The organism is Nocardioides sp. TRM66260-LWL, from assembly GCF_020075545.1.
Lineage (GTDB): Bacteria > Actinomycetota > Actinomycetes > Propionibacteriales > Nocardioidaceae > Nocardioides.
In genome coordinates this window covers 343,587-363,486 of record NZ_JAIQZK010000002.1, presented here as the reverse complement: position 1 = coordinate 363,486, position 19,900 = coordinate 343,587, and the positions used below count along the sequence as shown (strand labels likewise).

Genomic DNA, 19,900 nt, shown 5'->3' with positions numbered 1-19,900 from the left:
CTAGGCTGCCTCCGCGGCCGGGCACCCCCGCCCGGCCCCGTCTCGGAAGCACTCGCATGCGCCTGCCCCTCCCCGTCCGTCCCACCGTGCCGACCGTCGTTGCCCTGCTCGCGCTCGGCGTGCTCGCCGCACCGGCCGCGAGCGCCGCCGACCAGCCGCCCCCCGACGTCCAGGTCAGCGAGGTCGCGACGCCCGCCGCCGGCCGGCTCACCGCCCACGTCACCACGACGGCGCCCTACGTGCGGGCGCGCCTCGCGGCGCCCGACGGCGGCGAGCTGGTGGGCCTGCTCCAGCGGGTCGGCGACGCCGGCCTCGACCTCGATCTCGCCACCTGGGGCCTGCCGGCGAGCGCGATGCTGACCGTCGACGCCTGCGCCAACGGGGACGCCGGCAGCTGCCAGCCGGCCACCTCCGTGGCCGTCGCCCCGCTCGACGCCGTCCCCGAGGTCACCTGGCCCGACGCGACCGTGGTGGAGCCTGGCGACCCCGACTACGTCGTCACGACCTCCGACCCCGATGGTGGAGGCACCCTGCGCGTGCGCTGGACCAGCGATCGCGGGGTCGACGGCGGCACCGGGCTCGCGCGCAGCGCCAGCGGCGAGAGCAGCGTGCTCCGGCTGCCCGACGGCGACCTGACCCTCCAGGTGCGGCGCTGCGACCACACCGGCACCGTCTGTCATGACCTCGCCGGCAAGAGCCGCCGGGTGCGGGTGCAGCGCGACCTGCGTGGCACGGTAGAGGTGCTGGACCACGCCGACGCCGTCGTCGGGCCGCGCTCGACGCTGCAGGTCACGGTCACGCCCCGGCCCGCCACGCTCGACGCCGACGTCGTCGTGCGCGATGCTGACACCGGAGCCGTGCTGCCCGGACGCGGCGGGCGGGTCGCCGCCGTCCCGGTCGACGCGGACGGCTCCGGGGGCACCGGGGGCACCGCGCTGCTGCCGCTCGACCTCGCCGGCCTGCCGTCGGGGGCGTACCGGGTCGAGGTCGGCGGATCCTTCGACGTGGCCACCGTCGGCCCCTACGCCGGGGAGCTGGGCGCAGTGACGGTCGTGCTGGACGCCGACGCGCCCCGCGACGTCACCGTGCGCGCCTCGCCGTCGACCTTCTACCCCGCGCGCGACGGCTACCGCGACTCCGTGCGGCTGATCACCGACGTCGCGCCCGACGACGCCTACGACGTCGCCGTGCGGCACGAGATCCGCGATCGCGTGGGACGGCTGGTGCGCACGCTGGAGTCCGACTTCCCGGGCGCGCTCACCTGGGACGGACGCGACGCGTCCGGTGCCGTGGTGCCGGCCGGGCGGTACACGGTGGTCACCGTGGCCACCGACGGCGTCGGCAACGCCACCCGGGGGCCGAGCGTGACGATCACCGCGTCCGGGCAGCGGCTGCGCCAGCACGTCCTGACCCGCACGGTCTCGGCCGCGGGCTCCCTGGTCGACCGCTACGTCGGTCGCTGCTCGCGGCTGCGGCAGCCGTCGTCTCACGGGTGGTCGGGCTCGCTCGGGCTCGAGACCGCGACCCGCTGCCGCGGCACCGTGCGGCAGACGCTGGTCAGCACCGTCCACGCCGTCCGCGTGCCCGACGCGCTCCGCTACGACTCGCTCAAGGTGACGGTCGAGGGCGGCGCCGCCCGTGGCGCGCCGCGCAGCCTCGCCTACCTCGACTACGCCCGCACCGACGGCTCCACCACCGACCCGACCCGTCTGGCCTCGACCGTCGGCCCGCACGCGGGCCCCGGCGTGGCGGCCGAGGCCCTGGTGTTCGGCGACCGGACGGTCGGCTGGGAGGTCTTCACCGCGGCGGGCGCGCGGTATGACCTGCGCCGGTTCACCGTGCGGCTGGTCTACACGCGGCTGGAGTGACCCCCGGACCAGACCGGGTGCCCGGTTCCGGTGACGGATGTCGGTGCCCGGCCCTAGGGTCGCAAACGCGCGACGGACCCTCCCGTCACGCAGACCCCACTCTCGGAGCTCCCCATGCGCCTGCGCACCCACGTCCCGCGACCCCGTCCACGCCTCGTCGCCGCCGCGATCGGCGGCCTGATGGCCCTCGGTGTGCTCGCGCCGCCCGGATCCGCCGCCACCGGCTTCTCGGTGAGCATCGGCGCCGCGAGCGATCCCGCGCCCGGGCGCCTGAGCGTGCAGGTCACGACCGATGCGCCGTACGTCCGCGCGACGCTCGCGCCGTTCGAGGGCAGCGAGGCCCAGCTGGCACCGCAGGTGGTCGCCGTGCCGTCAGGTGGCGTCGTCACGCTGGACCTCGCCACCTGGGGCCTGCCGAACCCGGCCTCGCTGGTGGTCGCGCCGTGCGCCAGCAACAGCGACGTCGACTGCGCCACGGCCCAGCGCGCCACCGCGAGCGTGCCGGTCAGCGACGTGACGCCGTCGGTCACCTGGCCCACCGACACCGCGGTCGGGCAGGACGACCCGCCGTTCGACGTCACGGTCGCCGACCCGGGCGGCGGTGGCCGGCTCGACGTCGCGTTCGTCACCGGCGGGGGCTTCGTCGGCGGCCAGGAGATCGCCCGCGACGGCGCGACGACGCTCGACCTGCCCGACGGCCGCCACACCGCGCAGGTGCGTCGCTGCGACGCGCTCCGCTGGGTGTGCACGCCGCTGGCCGGGCTCTCGCGCGACCTGGTCGTGCGGCGCACCTTCGGGGGGTACGTCTACGCCCAGACCCGGACGACGGCTCCCCGGCGGCTGCCGATCACCCTCGCCGTCGACGCGGCCGGGCCGTTCGACGCCGATCTCACCGTCCGTGACGCCCAGGGCCGCCTCGTGTCCGGCGTCGGCGGCCCGCTCACCGGCCTGCGCACCAGCGACGGCGTCGTCCGGGCCACCCTCGACGTGCGCTCGCTGCGCACCGGGGCCTACGACCTCGGTGGCACGCTGACCTACCAGGACCCCGACGTCGGCACCCTCACCGGACCCCTGGAGCCCTACCGGCTCCTGGTCGACGCGACTCCGCCGGGGCGGGTCTCGGTGCGGCTGAGCCGCGCCAGCGTCTACCCGGCCGTCGACGGCTACCGCGACGACCTCATCGTCACCACGCGGGTCGCGGGCGGCGTCAGCGGCGTGGGCATCCGGCACCAGGTGCTCGACCGGCGCGGACACGTCGTCGCCTCCTTCGACGGCTCCCCCTCCGGCGTCCGGTTCTCGGGTCGCTCCTCGACCGGACGCGCGCTGAGCTCGGGTCGCTACACGCTCCGCACGACCGCGATCGACGAGGTCGGCAACACGACGCGCGGCCGGTCGCTCACGATCAACGTCTCCGGCAAGCGGCTGCGGCAGCACGTCTACACCCGCACCGTCACCGCCGCCGGCTCCCTGACGGGCCGGAACGTCGGACGCTGCTCGACGCTGAAGGTCGGCTTCGTGCGCGGCTGGCGGGGCGGCATGAGCCTGCGCACCGCCACCCGCTGCCAGGGGTCGATCAGCGACACCTTCGTCAGCACCGGTCATGGCCTGACCGCTCCGGTCGCCTTCAGGTACGACTCTGTGAGCGTCACGGTCGTCGGCGGCGCCTCGAGCGACGAGCCGCGCAGCCAGGCCTACGTCTCGTACCTCAGACGTCTCGGTGGCTACGACGGCGACACCCTCCTCACGCCCGAGCTCCGCAGCCACCCCGGTGACTCCGTGCGAGGGGCGACCCACGTCTACGACGACGGCTACGTCGGCTGGAGCGTCTACACGGCCGCCGGCTCGCACTACGACGTCAAGGGCTTCACGGTCCGCATCGGCTACACCCGGCTGGAGTGACCGGTCCGGACCGGCGCCTCGTCCGACGGCGCGACCGGTCCGCCGCCCTCGGCGTCGGCTGCACGTCGCCAGACCCCGCCCGTCCTCTCGCTCGTCGTCACGGAGCCCCCCGATGCAGATGCCACTCGTCAGGCCACTCGCCCTCCTGCTGGGGTGCCTCCTGCTCGTGGGTCCGTTGGCACCTCCCGGCTCTGCGGACACGTCGTATCGGATCTCCCTCGGCGAGATCGCCGTCCCGGGCCCGGGACGCCTGACCGCCCAGGTGACGACCGATGCGCCCGCTGTCCATGCCTGGATCTACAGCGACCCCGTCAATCCTCTCCCGCTCGACTTCGGGCCGGTGCCGGTCAGCGGCGGAGCCGTCACGCTCGATCTGGAGACGTGGGGCGCGTCGTCGTACGGCGACCTCGTCGTGCAGGCCTGCGCAGCGGTGGATGATTGCGACGGCCCGATCCGGCGGGCAGCCGTGTCGCCGTCGGACGTGCAGCCGACGATCAGGTGGTCCGACGTGAGCATCGTGCGCGACGGCGATGGGCCGTACGAGGTGTCGGTCGACGACCCCGGCGGTGGGGGAACGCTCGCCGTCGACGCCTGGTTGCCGAAGGACCCCGCGACGTTCCACCCCATCCCCGTCGCTCGCCACGGCGCCTCCGCGATAGTCCTGCCCGAAGGGCGTCTTACGCTGCGTCTTCTGCGGTGCGACGCCGAGCGTCGATTCTGCAGGGCCTTCGACGATGACAGGCACGACGTGCTGGTACGCCGCACGATCGACGGCTCGATCGATCTGCCGAGGCGCGATGTCGGGGCGCTGCCGATCGACGTCGCGCTCCAGCTGCCGCCTCTGGAAGGGACCTTCGACGCTGAGCTGGTCCTGCGCGACGCCGAGGGATCGGTCGTCCCGGGCGCCGGCGGAGTCTTCACGGGTCTGCGCCAGCGCCCGATCCGCGGGCCCGCGCGGGTACGCGTGGACCTGAGCCGGATCAGCGAGAGCGGCACCTACGTCCTCAGCGGCAGGACGACCTTCGAGGACGCCGATCTCGGGACGCTGCATGGCTCCCTGACTCCGGTGACCTTCCACGTCGATGCGGTTCCCCCGCAGGACGTCGAGGTCGTGCTCAGCAGCACCAGCGTGTTCCCGTATCAGGACGGCTACCGAGACTCGATGACGATCACCACTCACGTCGATCCCGCCGATCGTGCCGGCGCGACGGTGGTCCATCAGATCGTGAGCCGGGGAGGCGTCCTGGTGACGCTGTACCCCGGTGCCCCCGGCCCCACCGAGTGGAACGGTCGCCGCCTGAACTTCGAGGCGCTGCCGGCCGGTCGCTACTCGCTGCACACCGCGGTCTACGACGACCACGGCAACGTGACCCGTCCCCGGCCTCGTTCCATCTTCGTGTCGCACCAGCGTCTACGACAGCGCTCCTACGCCCGTACGGTCAGCGCCCTCGGCTCGATGACCCGGGCACGTGCAGGCTCCTGCTCGAGTGTGGTGGTCGGTGCGGTGCGGGTCTGGCGCAACGGGGTCGGGCTTCGACCGGCCAGCCGGTGCACCGGCAACCGCAAGCGGAGACTGGTGACGACCGAACACGCCCTCACCGCCCCGCGGGCGGTCCGGTACGACCTGCTGATGATCTCGCTCGACGGCGGCGCCGGCAGGGGTGCCCTGAACAGCAGTGCCGTCCTCAACTACGGCCGGCGGTACGGCGGCTTCGGCCCGGGCATCGTGCTCGAACCGGCGCTGGGCCCTCACCCGGGGTCTACAGAGCGAGCCGCGACCTACGTCACCCGGACGGGTCGGGTCCGGTGGCGCGTCGTCGCCGAGACCGGTTCCTACGACCTGAAGCGCTTCACCGTGCGGCTGGTCTACACCCGCCTGGAGTGAGCGAGGCGGCGCGTGCGAGCATCGTGGGTCCCAGCCGCTCCACCCGCCACCTCGGGAGCACCATGACCACCGCGCCCACCGCGCGTCCTGCGCCGACGCCCTGCGAGTCGTCCGTCCCGCTCTCCCGCGCGTTGCGGGAGGGCTCGGCCGACGCCCACGCGGCGGCCGAGGGCTCGGCCTTCATGGCCGCCCTCGTCGACGGCAGCCTCGGCGCCGCCGGCTACGCCACGTACCTGGCGCGGCTGCGCCCGGTCTACGCGACGCTCGAGCGGCTCGGCGCGGAGCAGGCCGACGACCGGTTCGTCGCCGCGGTGCACGACGTCGCGCTGGCCCGACTCGCGCGGCTCGACGCCGACCTGGCCTTCTGGTCGCAGCGGGCCGGGGCGGCGCCGGCAGGTGGGTCGCCCGCGACGGACGCCTACGTGGCCCGGCTCGAGGAGACCCGCCTCTGGGGTGGGCTGTACGTCGCCCACCACTACACCCGCTACCTGGGAGACCTCTCCGGCGGGCAGGGCATCGGTCGGCTGATGCAGGGGCACCACGGGCTCGACCGCGCCAGCGGCGGGGGCGTCGCGTTCTACGCGTTCCCGCAGATCGAGCGGGTCAAGCCGTACAAGGACGCCTACCGCGCCCGGCTCGACGCCCTGCCGGTGACGCTCGCCGAGCGGGAGCGGATGGTGGCCGAGGTGCGCGTCGCCTTCGACCTCAACCGGTGGCTGCTGGCCGAGCTCGGGTCCGAGGTCGAGACCGCCGCCTGACGTCGACCCGACGCGAGCGCGACGGTCAGCCCTCCTCGGTGCTGGTGGAGTCGGTCAGGGTCCGCAGGCCGATCGCGGCGATCAGCGCCACCAGGCCGGCGAGCACGGCGAAGCCGACGCGCTGACTGCGGACGAGCTCGTCGGCGACCGCGTCCGACCAGCCGTCCGCGAGCCGGCCGGTGCCGACGATCGCCGCCGTCACGGTGCCGAGCACGGCGACGCCGACCGCGTTGCCGAGCTCCTGGGCGGTGTCGTTGAGCGCGGAGCCGAAGGACGTGTGGTCCGCGGGGAGCGCCTCGATCAGGGCGACGGCGCTGGTCGTCATGACCAGCCGCATGCCGGCCGCCAGCAGCGCGAGGCCGGGCGCGTAGCCGGCGAAGGCGTGCATCGACGCCGCGAGCAGGCCGAGGGAGACCAGGGTCGCGGTGACGCCCGCGGCCGCGGTGCGCCGGTGGCCGGCTCGCGCCGTGAGGGCGTCCGAGAGAGGGCCGGCGAGCAGCATGCCGAGCACCAGCGGCAGCACGCCGAGTCCGGCGCGCACCGGCGACCAGTGCCACACCAGCTGGAAGAGCTGGGTGCTGGCGAAGAGCACGCCCACCATCGCCGTCATCACCGCGGCCTGGAGCAGCGCGCTGCCCCGGACGGCCGGTCGGGCGAGCAGGTCGAGGTCGACCAGCGGCGCGCCGGCGCGGCGCTCGCGGCGGACGAACGCCAGGCCGGCGCCGATCGAGAGCAGGGCGACGAGCGGGGTCCACGGCGACGTCCAGCCGGCCTCGACCGCGACGGTGAGCGTCAGCAGGCCCGAGGCGAGGGCGACGACGGAGAGGGCGGCGCCGGGCAGGTCGGGGGAGCCGGGACGCAGGTCGGCGGCGTCGTCGGGGGCGATGCCGCGCCGCACGCCCCACCAGGCGATCGCCGCGACGGGCGCGTTGACCAGCAGGAGCGCCTGCCAGGGCAGGTGCTCGACGGCCAGGCCGCCCAGCACCGGGCCGAGCGCGAACCCGGCCATCGAGACGGTGACGATCAGGCCGATCGCGCGTCCGCGCAGCGCGGCGTCGTCGAAGAGCCGGAAGAGCAGTGACATCGTGCCCGGGGCGATCAGCGCCGCGAAGGCCCCGCACAGCGCGCGGACCGCGATCAGCTCCCACGCCTCGCTCGCCAGCAGCACCAGCAGCGAGCTCGCGCCGAAGCCGACCAGCCCGGCCAGCAGCACCCGGCGCCGTCCGAGCACGTCGCCGAGGGTGCCGCCGATCAGCAGCAGCCCGCCGAAGGTCAGCGAGTAGGCGCCGACGACCCACTGGAGGCCGGTGGCGCCGAGCCCGAGGTCGGCCCCGATCGTCGGCAGGGCGACGTTGAGCACCGAGTTGTCGATCATCTCGACGAGCATCGTCAGGCTCAGGGCGAGCAGGGCCGGGGCGGCGGCCCAGAGGGTGTGAGGACGGGGCGGCGCCGCGACGGGGGCGGCGGTGGGGACGGACATGGCGACTCCTCGGATCAGGACCCGAACGCTGTTCGAGTCGAACGCTGTTCGAGAATAGAACAGCGTTCGAGGATGTCAAGTGCGCGAGTAGGGTGAGCGCGTGTCACGCCCCGCCCGCACGGTCAGACCGCCCCGCGCCTCGCTCTCCCGCGACGAGATCGTCCGCACCGCGGTCGCGATCCTCGACCGCGAGGGATCCCGGGGGCTCACGCTGCGCGGGCTCGCGGCCGAGCTCGGCGGCGGCCTCGGCAGCGTCTACTGGCACGTCGCGGGCAAGGAGGAGCTCCTCGCGCTGGTCTGCGACGCGATGATCGCCGAGGCGCTCGCCCGCGCCGAGGCGGGCGCCGACGAGCCGCCGTCGGCGGTCGTGCGTGCGCTCGCGGGCACCGACGACGCCCGGGTGCTGGTCCCGCTCGCGCGGATCCGGGGCCAGGCGCTCGCCCTGTTCGAGCAGACCCGCCCGCATCCGTGGCTGGCCCACGAGATGCACGTCATGGGCGCCGGCGGCCCGTCGGCGCTGCGGTTCTGGGACCGGCTCGGCGCGCAGCTGGCCGCGATGGGCCTCACGCCGCGCCAGCAGTTCGACGGCAGCACCGCGATCATCGGCTACGTCACCGGCGTGGCCGCCGAGATGCTCGCCCAGGACGCGCACGCCGACCCCACGCGGCCCCAGGAGGAGCAGCTCGCCGAGGTCGTCGAGGGCTGGCTGGCCGCCGAGCCGGGCAGCGCGGACGACCTGCCGTGGATCCGCACGATCGTCGACGTCTTCACCGGCCACGACGACAACGAGCAGTTCGTCGCCGGCCTCGACCTCCTGCTCGGCGGCCTGGTGCGTCAGGCTCTCGCCGGCTCCTGATCCTCCTCGGACGGGGATCGTCGCGGACGCCGCAGCCCGGTGGTGGCGGCCGCGAGCACGGCGTCGTCGAGGGCGTCGAGAGCGGGCGTGCGCAGCCGCCACCGCTGCCAGTGCAGCGCCACGTCCAGGGTCGAGGCACCGGGCAGGACGTGCAGCCGCGCACCGGCGGACTCGACGTGGGCCAGCGGCACCATGCCCCAGCCCAGGCCCGCGCAGATCGCCTCGAGGAAGTCGGCGGTGCTCGGGATGCGGTGCACGACGGGCGGACGCGCGAGCCCGCGTCGCGCCAGCAGTCGGTCCTGCAGGCCGTCGAGCTCGTCGAAGACGACCATGGGCAGCCGCGCCCAGTCGACCCCGCGGCCGCGGCGGTGCCGTGCGAGCAGGTCTGGGGCGGCGACCGCGCGGTACCGCTGCACGCCGAGCGGACGCACCGCGCACCCCTGCACGGCCCGGGACTGCGTCGTCACCGCGGCCAGCACCTCGCCGCGGCGCAGCAGCTGCGCGGAGGCGGTCTCGTCGGCCACCTGCAGGCGCAGGGCGATGCCGGGCCGCGCCGCGATCGCGCCCAGCACCGGACGGAACCAGGTGGCCAGCGAGTCGGCGTTCACGGCGACGGGCAGGTCGAGCGCGGTCGGGTGCGCGTCGGCGGCGAGCACCGCGGCGGCCTCGGCGTCGAGCAGCCGCAGCTCGCGGCCCAGGCGCACCAGCGCGGTGCCGGCCTCGGTGGCCGTGGCGGGGGAGCCGCGGCGCACGAGCACGCGTCCGGCGGCGTCCTCGAGGGCGCGGATGCGCTGGCTGACCGCGCTCGGCGTCAGGTGCAGACGCCGCGCGGCGGCGTCGAAGGAGCCCTCGTCGAGGATCGCCACCAGCGTCTCGAGGTGATCGGGGTCGAACCGCACGGCGCCAGTGCAGCACCGACCGCCGCCTGAAGCAACGCTTCAGCAGCATCAGGAAGTGTCGCTGGCCTGCATCATGGCGAGCGCCCTAGCGTGCTCCGTGTGCCCACCGTCCTCGCCACCGTGCTCGCCGGCCTGCTCACCGGTGGCTCCCTGATCGTGGCCATCGGCGCCCAGAACGCCTACGTGCTGCGACAGGGCGTGCTGCGCCAGCACGTGGGCGCGGTCGTGGCCGTCTGCCTGCTCTCGGACGCGGTGCTGATCGTCGCGGGCGTCGCCGGCATCGGCGCGATCGTGAGCCGGGCGGGCTGGCTGATCGACGTCGTCACGTGGCTCGGCGTCGCCTTCCTGCTCTGGTACGCGGCCTCGTCGCTGCGCCGCGCGCTGCGTCCGGAGGCGCTCGAGGCCGCGCAGGCGGGGGAGGGGACGGCGCGGTCGGTCGTCGGCCGTGCCATGGCGCTCACCTGGCTCAACCCGCACGTCTACCTCGACACCGTGCTGCTGCTCGGCTCGATCGCCGCCAGCCACCGCGGCGATGCCACGCCCGGACTGCCGGGCCAGGCCTGGTTCGCGGTCGGCGCGGTGCTGGCCAGCGCCCTGTGGTTCACCGGGCTGGGGTACGGCGCGCGCCTGCTCGGCCCGGTGCTGGCGCGGCCGCGCTCCTGGCAGGTGCTCGAGGTGCTGATCGCGGTGACGATGGTCGGCATCGCCGCGAGGCTCGCGCTCGGCTGAGCGCGCCGACCGGCCCGGCTCAGTCGTGGACGCCGTCGAGGTACAGCCAGCGACCGGCGCGCCGGGCGAACCGGCTGCGCTCGACCAGCGCGCCCGATCGTCCGGCCGCGTCGCGCCACGACGCGGTGAAGGCGACCTCGCCCTCCGCGTCGTCGGCGCCGCCGGCCACGACGTCGTCGACGCTCAGGCCGGTCCAGGCGAGGCCGGCGTCGAGCTCGAGGGAGTCGGGCCGGGTGCGGGGATGCCACGTGCGCAGCAGGTGCTCGACGTCGCCCAGCGCGAACGCGGCGTACCGCGAGCGCATCAGCTCCTCGGCGGTGACGGCCTGCGCCGCGCCGCGGTGCAGCCGCCCGCAGCAGGCGTCGTAGGGACGCCCCGCGCCGCACGGGCAGTCGCGCCGCAGGGTGGGGGCGCCCACGGGCGTCAGGTCCAGATGCGCCGCGGCCCGGGCGCGGCGCGCAGCGTGCCGTAGGAGCGGCCGCCGCCGCGCGGGCGGTACGGCAGGGCGAGCACGAGCGCCGGCGCGCTCGGATTGCGGTGCTCGAGCAGCACCTGGATGGCGTCGCGGCCGTCGAGATCGGCGTCGAAGGCGATCGCGACGGCCCGCAGCGCGGCGATCGCGCGCACCTCGGCGCAGAAGGCGGCCAGCACCTGCTCGCCGTCCTCGGCGTCGCCGATCTCCACGGTGCGCCGCGTCGTGCGGTCGTCGTCGTCGAGCACCAGGGCGATCGGCCCGAGCGCGCCCTCGACCCGCAGCTGCTCCTTGGCCGCGGTGAGCACGGCGTCGAGCAGCTCGTCGAGGTCGTCCTGCACGGGCTGGGGCACGGCGTCGCGCCACGTCGTCATGGCCCCACCCTCCCACGGTCGGCCGGCGCGGCGTCCACCGCACCGGCCGACCGGGCGTCTCAGGCCTCGTGCTCGGCGCGGTCGCCGGCCCAGTCGGTGTGGAAGGTGCCCTCGCGGTCGACGCGCTGGTAGGTGTGCGCGCCGAAGTCGTCGCGCAGCGCCTGGATCAGCGCGGCCGGCAGCCGGTCGCGGCGCAGCCCGTCGAAGTAGGCGAGCGAGGAGGAGAACGCCGGCGTCGGGACGCCGGCCTGCGCGGCCAGGACGACGATCCGGCGCCAGGCGTCCAGGCCGTCGCGCACGGCGTCGGCGAAGTAGGGCGCGACCAGCAGCGAGGCGAGGTCGGCGTCGGCCTCGTAGGCCTCCTTGATGCGGTCGAGGAACTGGGCGCGGATGATGCACCCGCCGCGCCAGATGGTGGCCAGGGAGCCCGGGTCGATGTCCCAGCCGTGCTCCTCGGAGCCGGCCCGCACCTGGTCGAACCCCTGGGCGTAGGCGACGACCTTGGAGGCGAACAGCGCGGCCGCGACGTCCTCGACGAACGACGCCGGGGCCTCGACCGGGGCGAGGTCGCTGCCGAAGACCTCGCGGGCCTTCGCGCGCTGGCCGGTGTGGCCCGAGAGCGACCGCGCGAACGTGGCCTCGGCGATGCCGGTGACGGGGACGCCGAGGTCGAGGGCGATCTGCACCGTCCAGCGCCCGGTGCCCTTCTGCTCGGCGGCGTCGGCGACGACGTCGACGAACGGCCGGTCGGTGGCGGCGTCGACGTGGCTGAGCACGTCGGCCGTCATCTCGATGAGGAACGACTCCAGCTCGCCGTCGTTCCAGCCCCGGAACACCTCGGCGATCGCCGCCGGCTCCAGCCCGCCGACCGTGCGCAGGAGGTCGTAGGACTCCGCGATCAGCTGCATGTCGGCGTACTCGATGCCGTTGTGGACCATCTTCACGAAGTGGCCGGCGCCGTCGGGACCGACGTGCGTGGCGCACGGGGTGCCGTCGACCTGCGCGGCGATCGCCTCGACGATCGGCCCGAGGTTCTCGTAGGCGTGCTCCGATCCGCCGACCATGATCGAGGGGCCCTTGAGCGCGCCCTCCTCGCCGCCCGAGACGCCCATGCCGACGAAGTGCAGGCCGCGCTCGGAGAGCGCCTGCTCGCGACGGATGGTGTCGGCCATGTGGGCGTTGCCGGCGTCGACCACGACGTCGCCCTCGTCCAGCAGCGGCGCCAGCTGGTCGATCACGGCGTCGGTGCCCTCGCCTGCCTTGACCATGACGATGATCGTGCGCGGCGTCGCGATCGCGGCGACGAGGTCCTCGAGGGTCTCGCAGGCGATCAGCTCGCCGCCGGCGGCCTTCGCGTCCTCGCCGTGCTCCTCGACCAGCGAGGTCGTCTTGGCGGTCGTGCGGTTGTGCACCGCGATCGGGAAGCCGTGCCCGGCGATGTTGCGGGCGAGGTTGCGACCCATGACGGCGAGGCCGGTGAGGCCGATGGTGGCGCGGGGCGTGCTGGACGGGGACTGGCTCATGGTCGCCAGCCAACCGCGCGGACGCCGCGAGCGTGCCACCCGCGCGGGTGGCGGTCGGGGCAGTCCGTCGGCGGCCTAGCCGCAGGGCAGCGCGCCGAGGCGGGCCAGACCGGCGCGGTCGCCGGGGCCGAGACCGCGCTGGCCGACGTAGGAGGGGTTCATCAGCTCGCGGGGGTCCTCGACGTGGTCGAGGCCGACCAGGTGCCCGAGCTCGTGGGTGAGGATGCCCTGCATCTCGACCGCGCCGTCCGGGCGCGCGGCCAGGCGCGCGTAGGCGTCCTGGTCGAGCAGGACGCTGCCGGTGACGTAATGGACGCGCCCCAGCGGGCTGGGCTCGCCCGGGGAGCTGCCGCCGAGCCCGGCGACGTCGCCGTCGAGATCGCGGTTCTCGCTCGCGTCGGCCCAGCCGATCAGCACCGGCAGGGGCCGACCCAGCGCGGCCGTGCGTCGCTGGAAGAAGTCGCGGTCGGTGGTGGTGCCGTCGTCCTCGAACCGCAGGCCCGTGGCCTGCTCGATCGTGGCGATGCTGCGGGCCACGAGGTCGGGCCAGCCGTCGGGGGCGCCGGCGGGGTTGACCTCGTAGCGGATCGGACGGCACGGGTCGTAGCCGACGGGCTGGCCGTTCACCTCGGTCAGGAACGCGTAGCGCCCGGCGTCCGGCACGTCGGGCGCCGCGCCCAGCCGGCCGGGACCGAGGCCGACGAGCCGGCGGGCGGCGTCGAACTCCGCGCCCGGCGCGAAGGCGACGAGTCCGAGGACCGCCACGAGCGTGACGACGATCGGCCCGACGCGCTCCAGGGCGCGACGCCGACGGTCGCGGGCGGTCGGGCTCACGGGGCGAGTGTGGCACGGGCGGTGGTCCAGACCAGTCGGCGGCGAGCGTGAGAGTGCCTTCATCCAGGCTCCGGCGCGGCCGCACGGCGCCGATGCTCGTGACGCCGGCCACTCCGGTCGGCGCAGCACCAGCGAGGGAGACCCCCATGAACCACCGGACCACGCGCGCCGGCCGCTCGCGCGGACGCCGCCGGCTGGCCGTGCTCGCCACGGCCGCCGTCGTCGGCGCCCTCACCACGAGCCTGCCCGCGCAGGCGTCGCCCCAGGGCAGCAGCACCGGGACCGGGGTGGCGCACCGCGCCGCCCGCGACACCGACCACGACGGCCTCACCGACCGCTACGAGCGTGCCCACCGGCTCGACCCGCGCGACGAGGACACCGATAACGACGGCATGGACGACGGCGACGAGGTCAAGGACCGCAGCCGCACCACCGACCCGCGGCGCGCCGACACCGACCGCGACGGCGTCAAGGACGGCGACGAGGACGCCGACCGCGACGGCGTCGACAACGAGGACGAGGACGACGCGCTCGAGACCTGCGTCGCCGACGACGACGACCGCGACGGCGACCACGTCGACGACGAGGACGAGAACGACCTGGGCACGCGGGCCGGCAACGCCGACTCCGACCGCGACGGCGTGCCCGACGGGGAGGAGATCAGCCGTGGACACCGGGTGGCCAACGAGGACCTCGACGACAGCCCGAGCGACCGCTGCGTCGTCGACCGCGACGGCGACGGCGAGGACGACGAGGACCACGGCGACTACCTCGGCACGATCGCCTCGTTCGACGCCGCCACCGGCACGCTGGTGCTCGACGGCGAGGGCGGCCAGCTGACCTACGTCGTCACCGCCGCCACCGAGATCGGCTTCGAGGGCGCCGGCGACGAGGCCCGCGAGCACGGTCGCCACGGCGGTCGTGACGACCGGCGGGTCGCGTCCGCGCCGACCGGTCGCGGCGGCGACGACGGGGGCGACGCCGGCGACGAGGGCGACGACCACGGCGCCGGGGAGGGCCACGACGGGCGCGACGAGTCCGACGGCACCACCGCCGACCTCCTGCCCGGCACGCTCGTGGCCGAGGTGAAGATCGCCCGTGACGGCTCGGTGCGCGAGATCGAGCTCTACCGGCCGGCCGCCGCGCCGTCCGGCCCGTCCGCGCCCGCCGGGCCGGGCGCCTGAGCCTGCGCGCTCCCGCTCGACCCCGTTCGACACAGCACAACACGACGGCCCGGCCCCCTCGCGGGGACCGGGCCGTCGTCGTTCGTGGCCGACCGTCAGCGGCGCAGCCGCACCGCGTCGGTGGTCGGCGAGGTGAAGTCGACGCCGCGCACCTCGCCCGCCGAGCTGAGGTAGCCGGAGATGCCGGCGACCCGCACGTCGCGCGCGGTGCTGCCCACCAGGCAGGACGACGGCACGGAGAAGGAGTAGACGTTGGCCGAGCGCGTCGCGGTCGCGCCGGAGCACGAACGGGTCTTGCCGCCGGAGATCACGACGACGCGCTTGTACGGCAGCACGAGCTGCACCGTGTGGCTGCCGGGGGTGTCGAGGGTGAAGCCGATCGAGTAGAACGCCTTGCTCGACGCGGCGCCCGTGACCGTGCGCACCGAGACGTCGAGACGGGTGCCGGCGCCTCGCTGGGTGGCCTTGAGGCTGGTGAGGTCGATGGAGCGCTTCTGCGCGGTCGTCATCGGCTTCTCGTTCTGGACGTCGCTCTTCGCGTCGGTGACGGTGACGACGGTGCGGGTGGCGGCCTGCGCCGAGCCGGCGAGGACGGCGGGCACGGCCAGGGCGGCGACGGCGGCGAGACCGGTCGCGAGGCGGGCGGGACGGCGCAGGGTGCGCATGGATCAGCTCCTCCGAGACGGGGTTGGAGCCGCCACCCTCTCATGCGCGGGACGGCCTCGGGCCCCCGCGGACGGGCGTGCGTCGGCCGCCTCTGGCAGCCTGGAGGCATGAGCGGCACCCCCGATCGTCCCGAGCTCGGGCTCGACACCTTCGGCGACGTCACCCTCGACGCCGCCGGCACGCCCCGTCACCCCGCGGAGGTCATCCGCGAGGTGGTCGAGCAGGGCGTGCTGGCCGACGCCTGCGGGGTCGACGCCTTCAACGTCGGCGAGCACCACCGCGACGACTACGCGGTCTCCTCGCCCGAGATCGTCCTGGCGGCCATCGCGGCGCGCACCGAGCGGATCCTGCTGGGCACGGCCGTCACCGTGCTCAGCTCCGACGACCCCGTGCGGGTCTACGAGAAGGCGGCGACGCTGGACGCCGTCTCCGGCGGCCGCGCCGAGGTGACGCTGGGCCGCGGCTCGTTCACCGAGTCCTTCCCGCTCTTCGGCTTCGACCTCGACGACTACGAGGTGCTCTTCTCCGAGAAGCTCGACCTCTTCGCCCGCCTGCGCGGCGAGGGCCCGGTCAGCTGGGAGGGCAGCGTCCGGCGGCCGCTGGTCGACGCCGAGGTGCACCCGAAGACCCAGCGCGGCACCGTCACCGCCTGGGTCGGCGTCGGCGGGTCCCCCGAGTCGGTGGTGCGCGCGGCCCACTACCGGTTCGCGCTCAAGCTGGCCGTCATCGGCGGCGACCCGGCGCGGTTCGTGCCGTACGTCGACCTCTACCACCGCGCGCTGCGCGAGTTCGGCGCGCCGACGCTGCCGGTCGGCGTGCACGCGCCGGGCTTCGTCGCCGACACCGACGAGGAGGCCCGCGAGCTGCTCTTCCCGCACTTCAAGGCCAACCGTGACCGCATCGGCCGCGAGCGCGGCTGGGGCCCCACGACCCGCGAGCAGTTCGAGGCCGAGGCCGAGCACGGCGCGGTGTTCGTCGGCTCCCCGGAGACCGTCGCGCGGCGCATCGCCGAGACCGTCCGCACCCTCGGGCTCTCCCGCTTCGACCTGAAGTACTCCAACGGCCCGATGCCGCACGAGCGGCTGTGCCGCGCGATCGAGCTGTACGGACGCGAGGTCGCCCCGCGGGTGCGCGAGCTGCTGGCCGTCGCCCCGGTGGGCTGAGCCCTGGCCGAGCCCGCCACGTCGCTCGCCCCGCTGCCCGGCACGCCGGACGCGCTGCGGTGCCGGCATCTCGACGCCGACCGCTGCCGCTCGTGCACCTGGCTGGGCACGCCCTACCCGCGCCAGCTCGACGACCTCGAGGCCGCCGTCCGCGCGACGCTCGACGGGGTGCCGGGCGCCGGAGACGTGCGCTGGGAGCCGGCGGCGAGCGGGCCCTCGTCGGGGTTCCGCAACAAGGCCAAGATGGTCGTGGGCGGCACGCTCGAGCAGCCCACGCTCGGCATCCTGGACGCCGGGCTGCGCGGCGTCGACCTGCGCGACTGCGGCCTGCACGAGCCGGCGCTGCGGGCCGCGCTGCCGGTCCTCGCCGAGCTCGTCACCCGCGCCCGGCTCACGCCCTACGACGTCGCCGCCCGCCGGGGCGAGCTCAAGCACCTGATCGTCACCGTCAGCCCCGACGGCGCGCTGATGGTGCGGCTCGTGCTGCGCTCCACCGAGGGGCTGCCGCGGGTGCGCAAGCAGCTCGACTGGCTCACCGGGCGGCTGCCGGTGGCGGTGCTGTCGGTGAACCTCCAGCCCGAGCACAAGGCGGTGCTCGAGGGGCCGGAGGAGATCGTGCTGACCGCCCAGGAGACCCTGCCGATGCGACTCGGCGCCCTCACCCTGCACCTGCGGCCGCAGGGCTTCTTCCAGACGAACACGGCGATGGCCGCCCGGCTCTACGCCACGGCGCGCGCCTGGACCGACCACCTCGCGCCCCGCTCCGTCCTCGACCTCTACTGCGGGGTCGGCGGGTTCGCCCTGCACCTGGCCGCACCGGGCCGACGCGTGCACGGCCTGGAGATCTCCGCCGACGCCGTGCGGGCGGCGCGGCGCAGCGCCGCCGAGGCGGGGCTGGCGGCCACCTTCGCCGTCGGCGACGCCGTGGCCGAGCCCTGGGGCGGCGGTGTGGGTGACGAGCGCCAGGGTCCCGACGGGCCCGGCCCCTGGGACCTCGTCGTCGTCAACCCGCCGCGACGCGGGCTCGGCGAGGGGCTCTGCGCGCGGCTGCGGGCCGAGCGGCCCGGCGCGATCCTCTACTCCAGCTGCTCGCCGGCCTCGCTGGCCCGCGACCTGACCGCGCTGGGCGGACCCTCCGCCGGGGCCGGGGGGCCTCGGGGGTACCGGCCGGTGCGGGCGCAGGTGGTCGACCTGTTCCCCCAGACCGCCCATGCGGAGGTGCTCGTCCTGCTGGAGCCGACCCCGCCGGTGGGCGCCGGTCAGCGGCCGGGCTAGCCTCGGGTCCGTGAGCGGCGGCGACTACTGCGACCTGTGCGACCTGCCCCTGAGCACCTGCGTGCACGGCATGCCGAAGCCCCCGCCGGAGGAGGTCGCCCCGGCGGCCGCCCGGGCCCGGACCCCGCGGGCCAAGGCCAGCCCGGTCACGCGCTCGCGCACCACCACCCGGGCCGCGGCCCGCACCCCGGGCGCCCCGCCGGCGCCCGCCCGGCCCCGGCTGCGGACCCATCAGGACGACTTCAAGCCGTGGATCCTCGGCGTGCTGCAGGACGCCGACGGCGAGGACGACGCCGCCGCGGTGATCGACCGCGTCGAGGAGCGGATGGCCGCCGTCCTGCTGCCCGGCGACCGCGAGCTCGGGCCGCAGGGCGAGCCGCGGTGGCGCACCGCGCTGCGCTGGGCCCGCAAGGACCTCGCCGACGACGGCCTGCTCCTCGCCCCGCGCCCCGGCGTCTGGGCGCTCACCGACGCCGGCCGCGCCGTCCCCTCCGAGCTGGTCGCCCGGCCTGCGGAGCCCGGGGAGCCTGCTGGGTCTGCTGGGCCTGCCGAGCCCGGAGAGGGCTGACGTCGCGCGGAGCGCAGGATTCCCCGGATATCCGGGGAATCCGGACGTTGTCAGGTGAAGTTTCCCCTGACAACGTCCAGTTTCCCCTGACCAGTCGTGACGCCTGGGGCGGATGTGACGCCGGACGACGTGACGCGGGCTGGCTCGACCCCGGCCCGGCGTCCGCTCAGACCCGGCTCATCACGCCGATCGTCTCGGGGGCGAAGCCGGGGAACACGGTGGCGGTCGATGCGGTGGTGCGGGTCGCGACGACCTCCGCGAGCACCGACCGGTAGTCGGTGGTGACCGGCAGGTCGGCGTCCAGGCTGTTCGTCAGGCCGGGCCACCGGCCGTAGTACCGGCCGCCCTTCACGCCCGCGCCGGCCAGCAGCATGACGTTGCCCCAGCCGTGGTCGGCGCCGGCGTTGGCGTTCTCGGCCACGCGTCGGCCGAACTCGCTGATCGTCACCAGGGTCACCCGGTCGGCCGCCGGGCCGAGGTCGGCGAAGAACGCCGCGAGCGCGGTGGCGAGCTCGGTGGCATTGGTGCGCAGCCGTCCGGCGGCGGGCGTGCCGAGGTCGGCGTGCATGTCCCAGTCCCCGTGGTCGACGGTCACCGCCGAGAGCCCGACGCCGGACTTGATCGTCCGGGCCACCGTGGCGAGCGCCCGGCCGAGCCCCTGCGGGCCGGTGCCGTACGACGCGCTGGTGTCGGGCTGGGCGAGGGCCGTGGCCAGCGGGGTGGTCGTCGCGAGGGCCGAGCGCATGCCCTGGGCCATCGGGCCGGACTGGCCGGCCCACATCGTGTCGAGCGAGGTGCGGCGGGGGCCGCTGCGGTACGAGGGGTCGGCGGCCAGCGACTCCTCGAGGGAGGTGAGCGTCAGCCCGGCGGCCGGACCGGCCAGCGAGGTCGGCGTCAGCGAGCCGATCGCGAGCCCGAGCATCGGGTCGGTGCCCCCGGCGACGCCGATCATCCGGTTGAGCCAGCCGACGCGCTCGGAGCTGCCCGGGTCGGCGTCCTCGAGCGCCTCCATCGCGGCGAAGTGGCTGCGGTTGGCCACCGGCAGCCCGGTCGCGTGCACGGCGGCGAGGCGGCCGGCGTTCCACAGCGGCAGCAGCGGGGCCAGCGCGGGGTGCAGGCCGAACATCGCGTCCTGCGCCAGCAGGCTCGCCTTCGGGACGGCCAGGGTCGGGCGCGCCGCGTAGTAGGCGGGGTCGGCATGCGGCACGACGAGCGAGAGGCCGTCGGCGGCGCCGCGCAGCGAGAGCACGACCACGACGGGGGAGCCGGCGGTGGCCGCGGCCGCGGAGCCGGCGAAGGTCACGACGCTCGAGCCGACCGCGATCGTCGTGCCGACCAGCGCGGCGCCCTGGAGGAAGCCGCGACGGCTCGAGGCCAGGGCCGCGCCCTCGGGGCAGCACGTGACGGCGGACGTGGCGTGCGCGGGGGTGCGGGTGCGGGAGAGCAGGGGGGACATCGGGACGCTCC

At 75.4% G+C, this 19,900-nt stretch carries 18 protein-coding genes; 10 read left to right on the top strand and 8 right to left on the bottom strand.

Annotated elements, in window-relative coordinates:
* The first annotated feature begins 56 nt into the window (after positions 1-56).
* From K8Z61_RS08200 to K8Z61_RS08185, 4 genes are all read left to right on the top strand, one after another.
* Complete coding sequence (locus K8Z61_RS08200; RefSeq protein ID WP_224128306.1) at positions 57-1,868, top strand: FlgD immunoglobulin-like domain containing protein; 1,812 nt, start codon at positions 57-59, stop codon at positions 1,866-1,868.
* A 114-nt stretch (positions 1,869-1,982) separates the two neighbouring features.
* Positions 1,983-3,767, top strand: coding sequence for a hypothetical protein (locus tag K8Z61_RS08195; protein ID WP_224128305.1), 1,785 nt, complete (start codon positions 1,983-1,985; stop codon positions 3,765-3,767).
* 112 nt (positions 3,768-3,879) lie between these two features.
* Positions 3,880-5,652 (top strand): hypothetical protein, encoded by a 1,773-nt coding sequence (locus K8Z61_RS08190; RefSeq protein ID WP_224128303.1) that lies wholly within the window; start codon positions 3,880-3,882, stop codon positions 5,650-5,652.
* 62 nt (positions 5,653-5,714) lie between these two features.
* The gene (locus K8Z61_RS08185) at positions 5,715-6,410 is read left to right on the top strand and encodes a heme oxygenase (biliverdin-producing) (RefSeq protein WP_224128301.1); all 696 of its coding nucleotides are present in this window, start codon (positions 5,715-5,717) and stop codon (positions 6,408-6,410) included.
* A gap of 25 nt (positions 6,411-6,435) precedes the next feature.
* Here K8Z61_RS08185 and K8Z61_RS08180 read toward each other — a convergent pair whose 3' ends face one another.
* The gene (locus K8Z61_RS08180; RefSeq protein WP_224128299.1) at positions 6,436-7,890 is read right to left on the bottom strand and encodes an MFS transporter; all 1,455 of its coding nucleotides are present in this window, start codon (positions 7,888-7,890) and stop codon (positions 6,436-6,438) included.
* A gap of 100 nt (positions 7,891-7,990) precedes the next feature.
* Between K8Z61_RS08180 and K8Z61_RS08175 the strand changes: the two genes are divergently transcribed.
* Positions 7,991-8,746, top strand: a complete 756-nt coding sequence (locus tag K8Z61_RS08175) for a TetR/AcrR family transcriptional regulator (RefSeq protein ID WP_224128296.1) — start codon at positions 7,991-7,993, stop codon at positions 8,744-8,746.
* On the opposite strand, the gene K8Z61_RS08170 is transcribed toward K8Z61_RS08175, so the two are convergent.
* Positions 8,725-9,645 (bottom strand): ArgP/LysG family DNA-binding transcriptional regulator, encoded by a 921-nt coding sequence (locus K8Z61_RS08170; protein WP_224128294.1) that lies wholly within the window; start codon positions 9,643-9,645, stop codon positions 8,725-8,727. The two genes, K8Z61_RS08175 and K8Z61_RS08170, sit on opposite strands and share 22 nt — an antisense overlap.
* Positions 9,646-9,744: 99 nt before the next feature.
* Here K8Z61_RS08170 and K8Z61_RS08165 point away from each other — a divergent pair, with 99 nt between their 5' ends.
* Positions 9,745-10,374 (top strand): LysE/ArgO family amino acid transporter, encoded by a 630-nt coding sequence (locus tag K8Z61_RS08165; protein ID WP_224128292.1) that lies wholly within the window; start codon positions 9,745-9,747, stop codon positions 10,372-10,374.
* Positions 10,375-10,393: 19 nt separating this feature from the next.
* Here the strand turns inward: K8Z61_RS08165 and K8Z61_RS08160 are convergent, their stop codons facing one another.
* From K8Z61_RS08160 to K8Z61_RS08145, 4 genes are all read right to left on the bottom strand, one after another.
* Positions 10,394-10,792, bottom strand: a complete 399-nt coding sequence (locus tag K8Z61_RS08160; protein WP_308116760.1) for a YchJ family metal-binding protein — start codon at positions 10,790-10,792, stop codon at positions 10,394-10,396.
* 5 nt (positions 10,793-10,797) lie between these two features.
* Positions 10,798-11,220: a hypothetical protein gene (locus tag K8Z61_RS08155; protein ID WP_224128290.1), complete on the bottom strand. Its 423-nt coding sequence runs from the start codon at positions 11,218-11,220 to the stop codon at positions 10,798-10,800.
* A 59-nt stretch (positions 11,221-11,279) separates the two neighbouring features.
* Positions 11,280-12,743, bottom strand: a complete 1,464-nt coding sequence (gndA, locus tag K8Z61_RS08150) for an NADP-dependent phosphogluconate dehydrogenase (RefSeq protein WP_224128288.1) — start codon at positions 12,741-12,743, stop codon at positions 11,280-11,282.
* A gap of 75 nt (positions 12,744-12,818) precedes the next feature.
* Complete coding sequence (locus tag K8Z61_RS08145; protein ID WP_224128287.1) at positions 12,819-13,577, bottom strand: matrixin family metalloprotease; 759 nt, start codon at positions 13,575-13,577, stop codon at positions 12,819-12,821.
* Positions 13,578-13,723: 146 nt separating this feature from the next.
* Here K8Z61_RS08145 and K8Z61_RS08140 point away from each other — a divergent pair, with 146 nt between their 5' ends.
* A complete protein-coding gene (locus K8Z61_RS08140; protein ID WP_224128286.1) occupies positions 13,724-14,761 on the top strand; it encodes a hypothetical protein in 1,038 nt (345 codons plus the stop codon).
* A 95-nt stretch (positions 14,762-14,856) separates the two neighbouring features.
* Here the strand turns inward: K8Z61_RS08140 and K8Z61_RS08135 are convergent, their stop codons facing one another.
* Positions 14,857-15,426, bottom strand: a complete 570-nt coding sequence (locus K8Z61_RS08135; protein WP_224128285.1) for a hypothetical protein — start codon at positions 15,424-15,426, stop codon at positions 14,857-14,859.
* A 108-nt stretch (positions 15,427-15,534) separates the two neighbouring features.
* Here K8Z61_RS08135 and K8Z61_RS08130 point away from each other — a divergent pair, with 108 nt between their 5' ends.
* The 3 genes from K8Z61_RS08130 (at position 15,535) to K8Z61_RS08120 (ending at position 18,433) form a co-directional block, all read left to right on the top strand.
* Positions 15,535-16,590, top strand: a complete 1,056-nt coding sequence (locus K8Z61_RS08130) for an LLM class flavin-dependent oxidoreductase (RefSeq protein WP_224128284.1) — start codon at positions 15,535-15,537, stop codon at positions 16,588-16,590.
* Between the two features lie 168 nt (positions 16,591-16,758).
* Entirely contained in the window at positions 16,759-17,865 is a 1,107-nt protein-coding gene (locus K8Z61_RS08125; RefSeq protein ID WP_224128282.1) for a methyltransferase domain-containing protein, read from the top strand.
* Positions 17,866-17,875: 10 nt separating this feature from the next.
* A complete protein-coding gene (locus K8Z61_RS08120; RefSeq protein ID WP_224128280.1) occupies positions 17,876-18,433 on the top strand; it encodes a winged helix-turn-helix domain-containing protein in 558 nt (185 codons plus the stop codon).
* 166 nt (positions 18,434-18,599) lie between these two features.
* Here K8Z61_RS08120 and K8Z61_RS08115 read toward each other — a convergent pair whose 3' ends face one another.
* On the bottom strand, positions 18,600-19,889 hold the full coding sequence (locus K8Z61_RS08115; protein ID WP_224128278.1) for a DUF1501 domain-containing protein: 1,290 nt from the start codon (positions 19,887-19,889) through the stop codon (positions 18,600-18,602).
* Between the last annotated feature and the right edge of the window lie 11 nt (positions 19,890-19,900).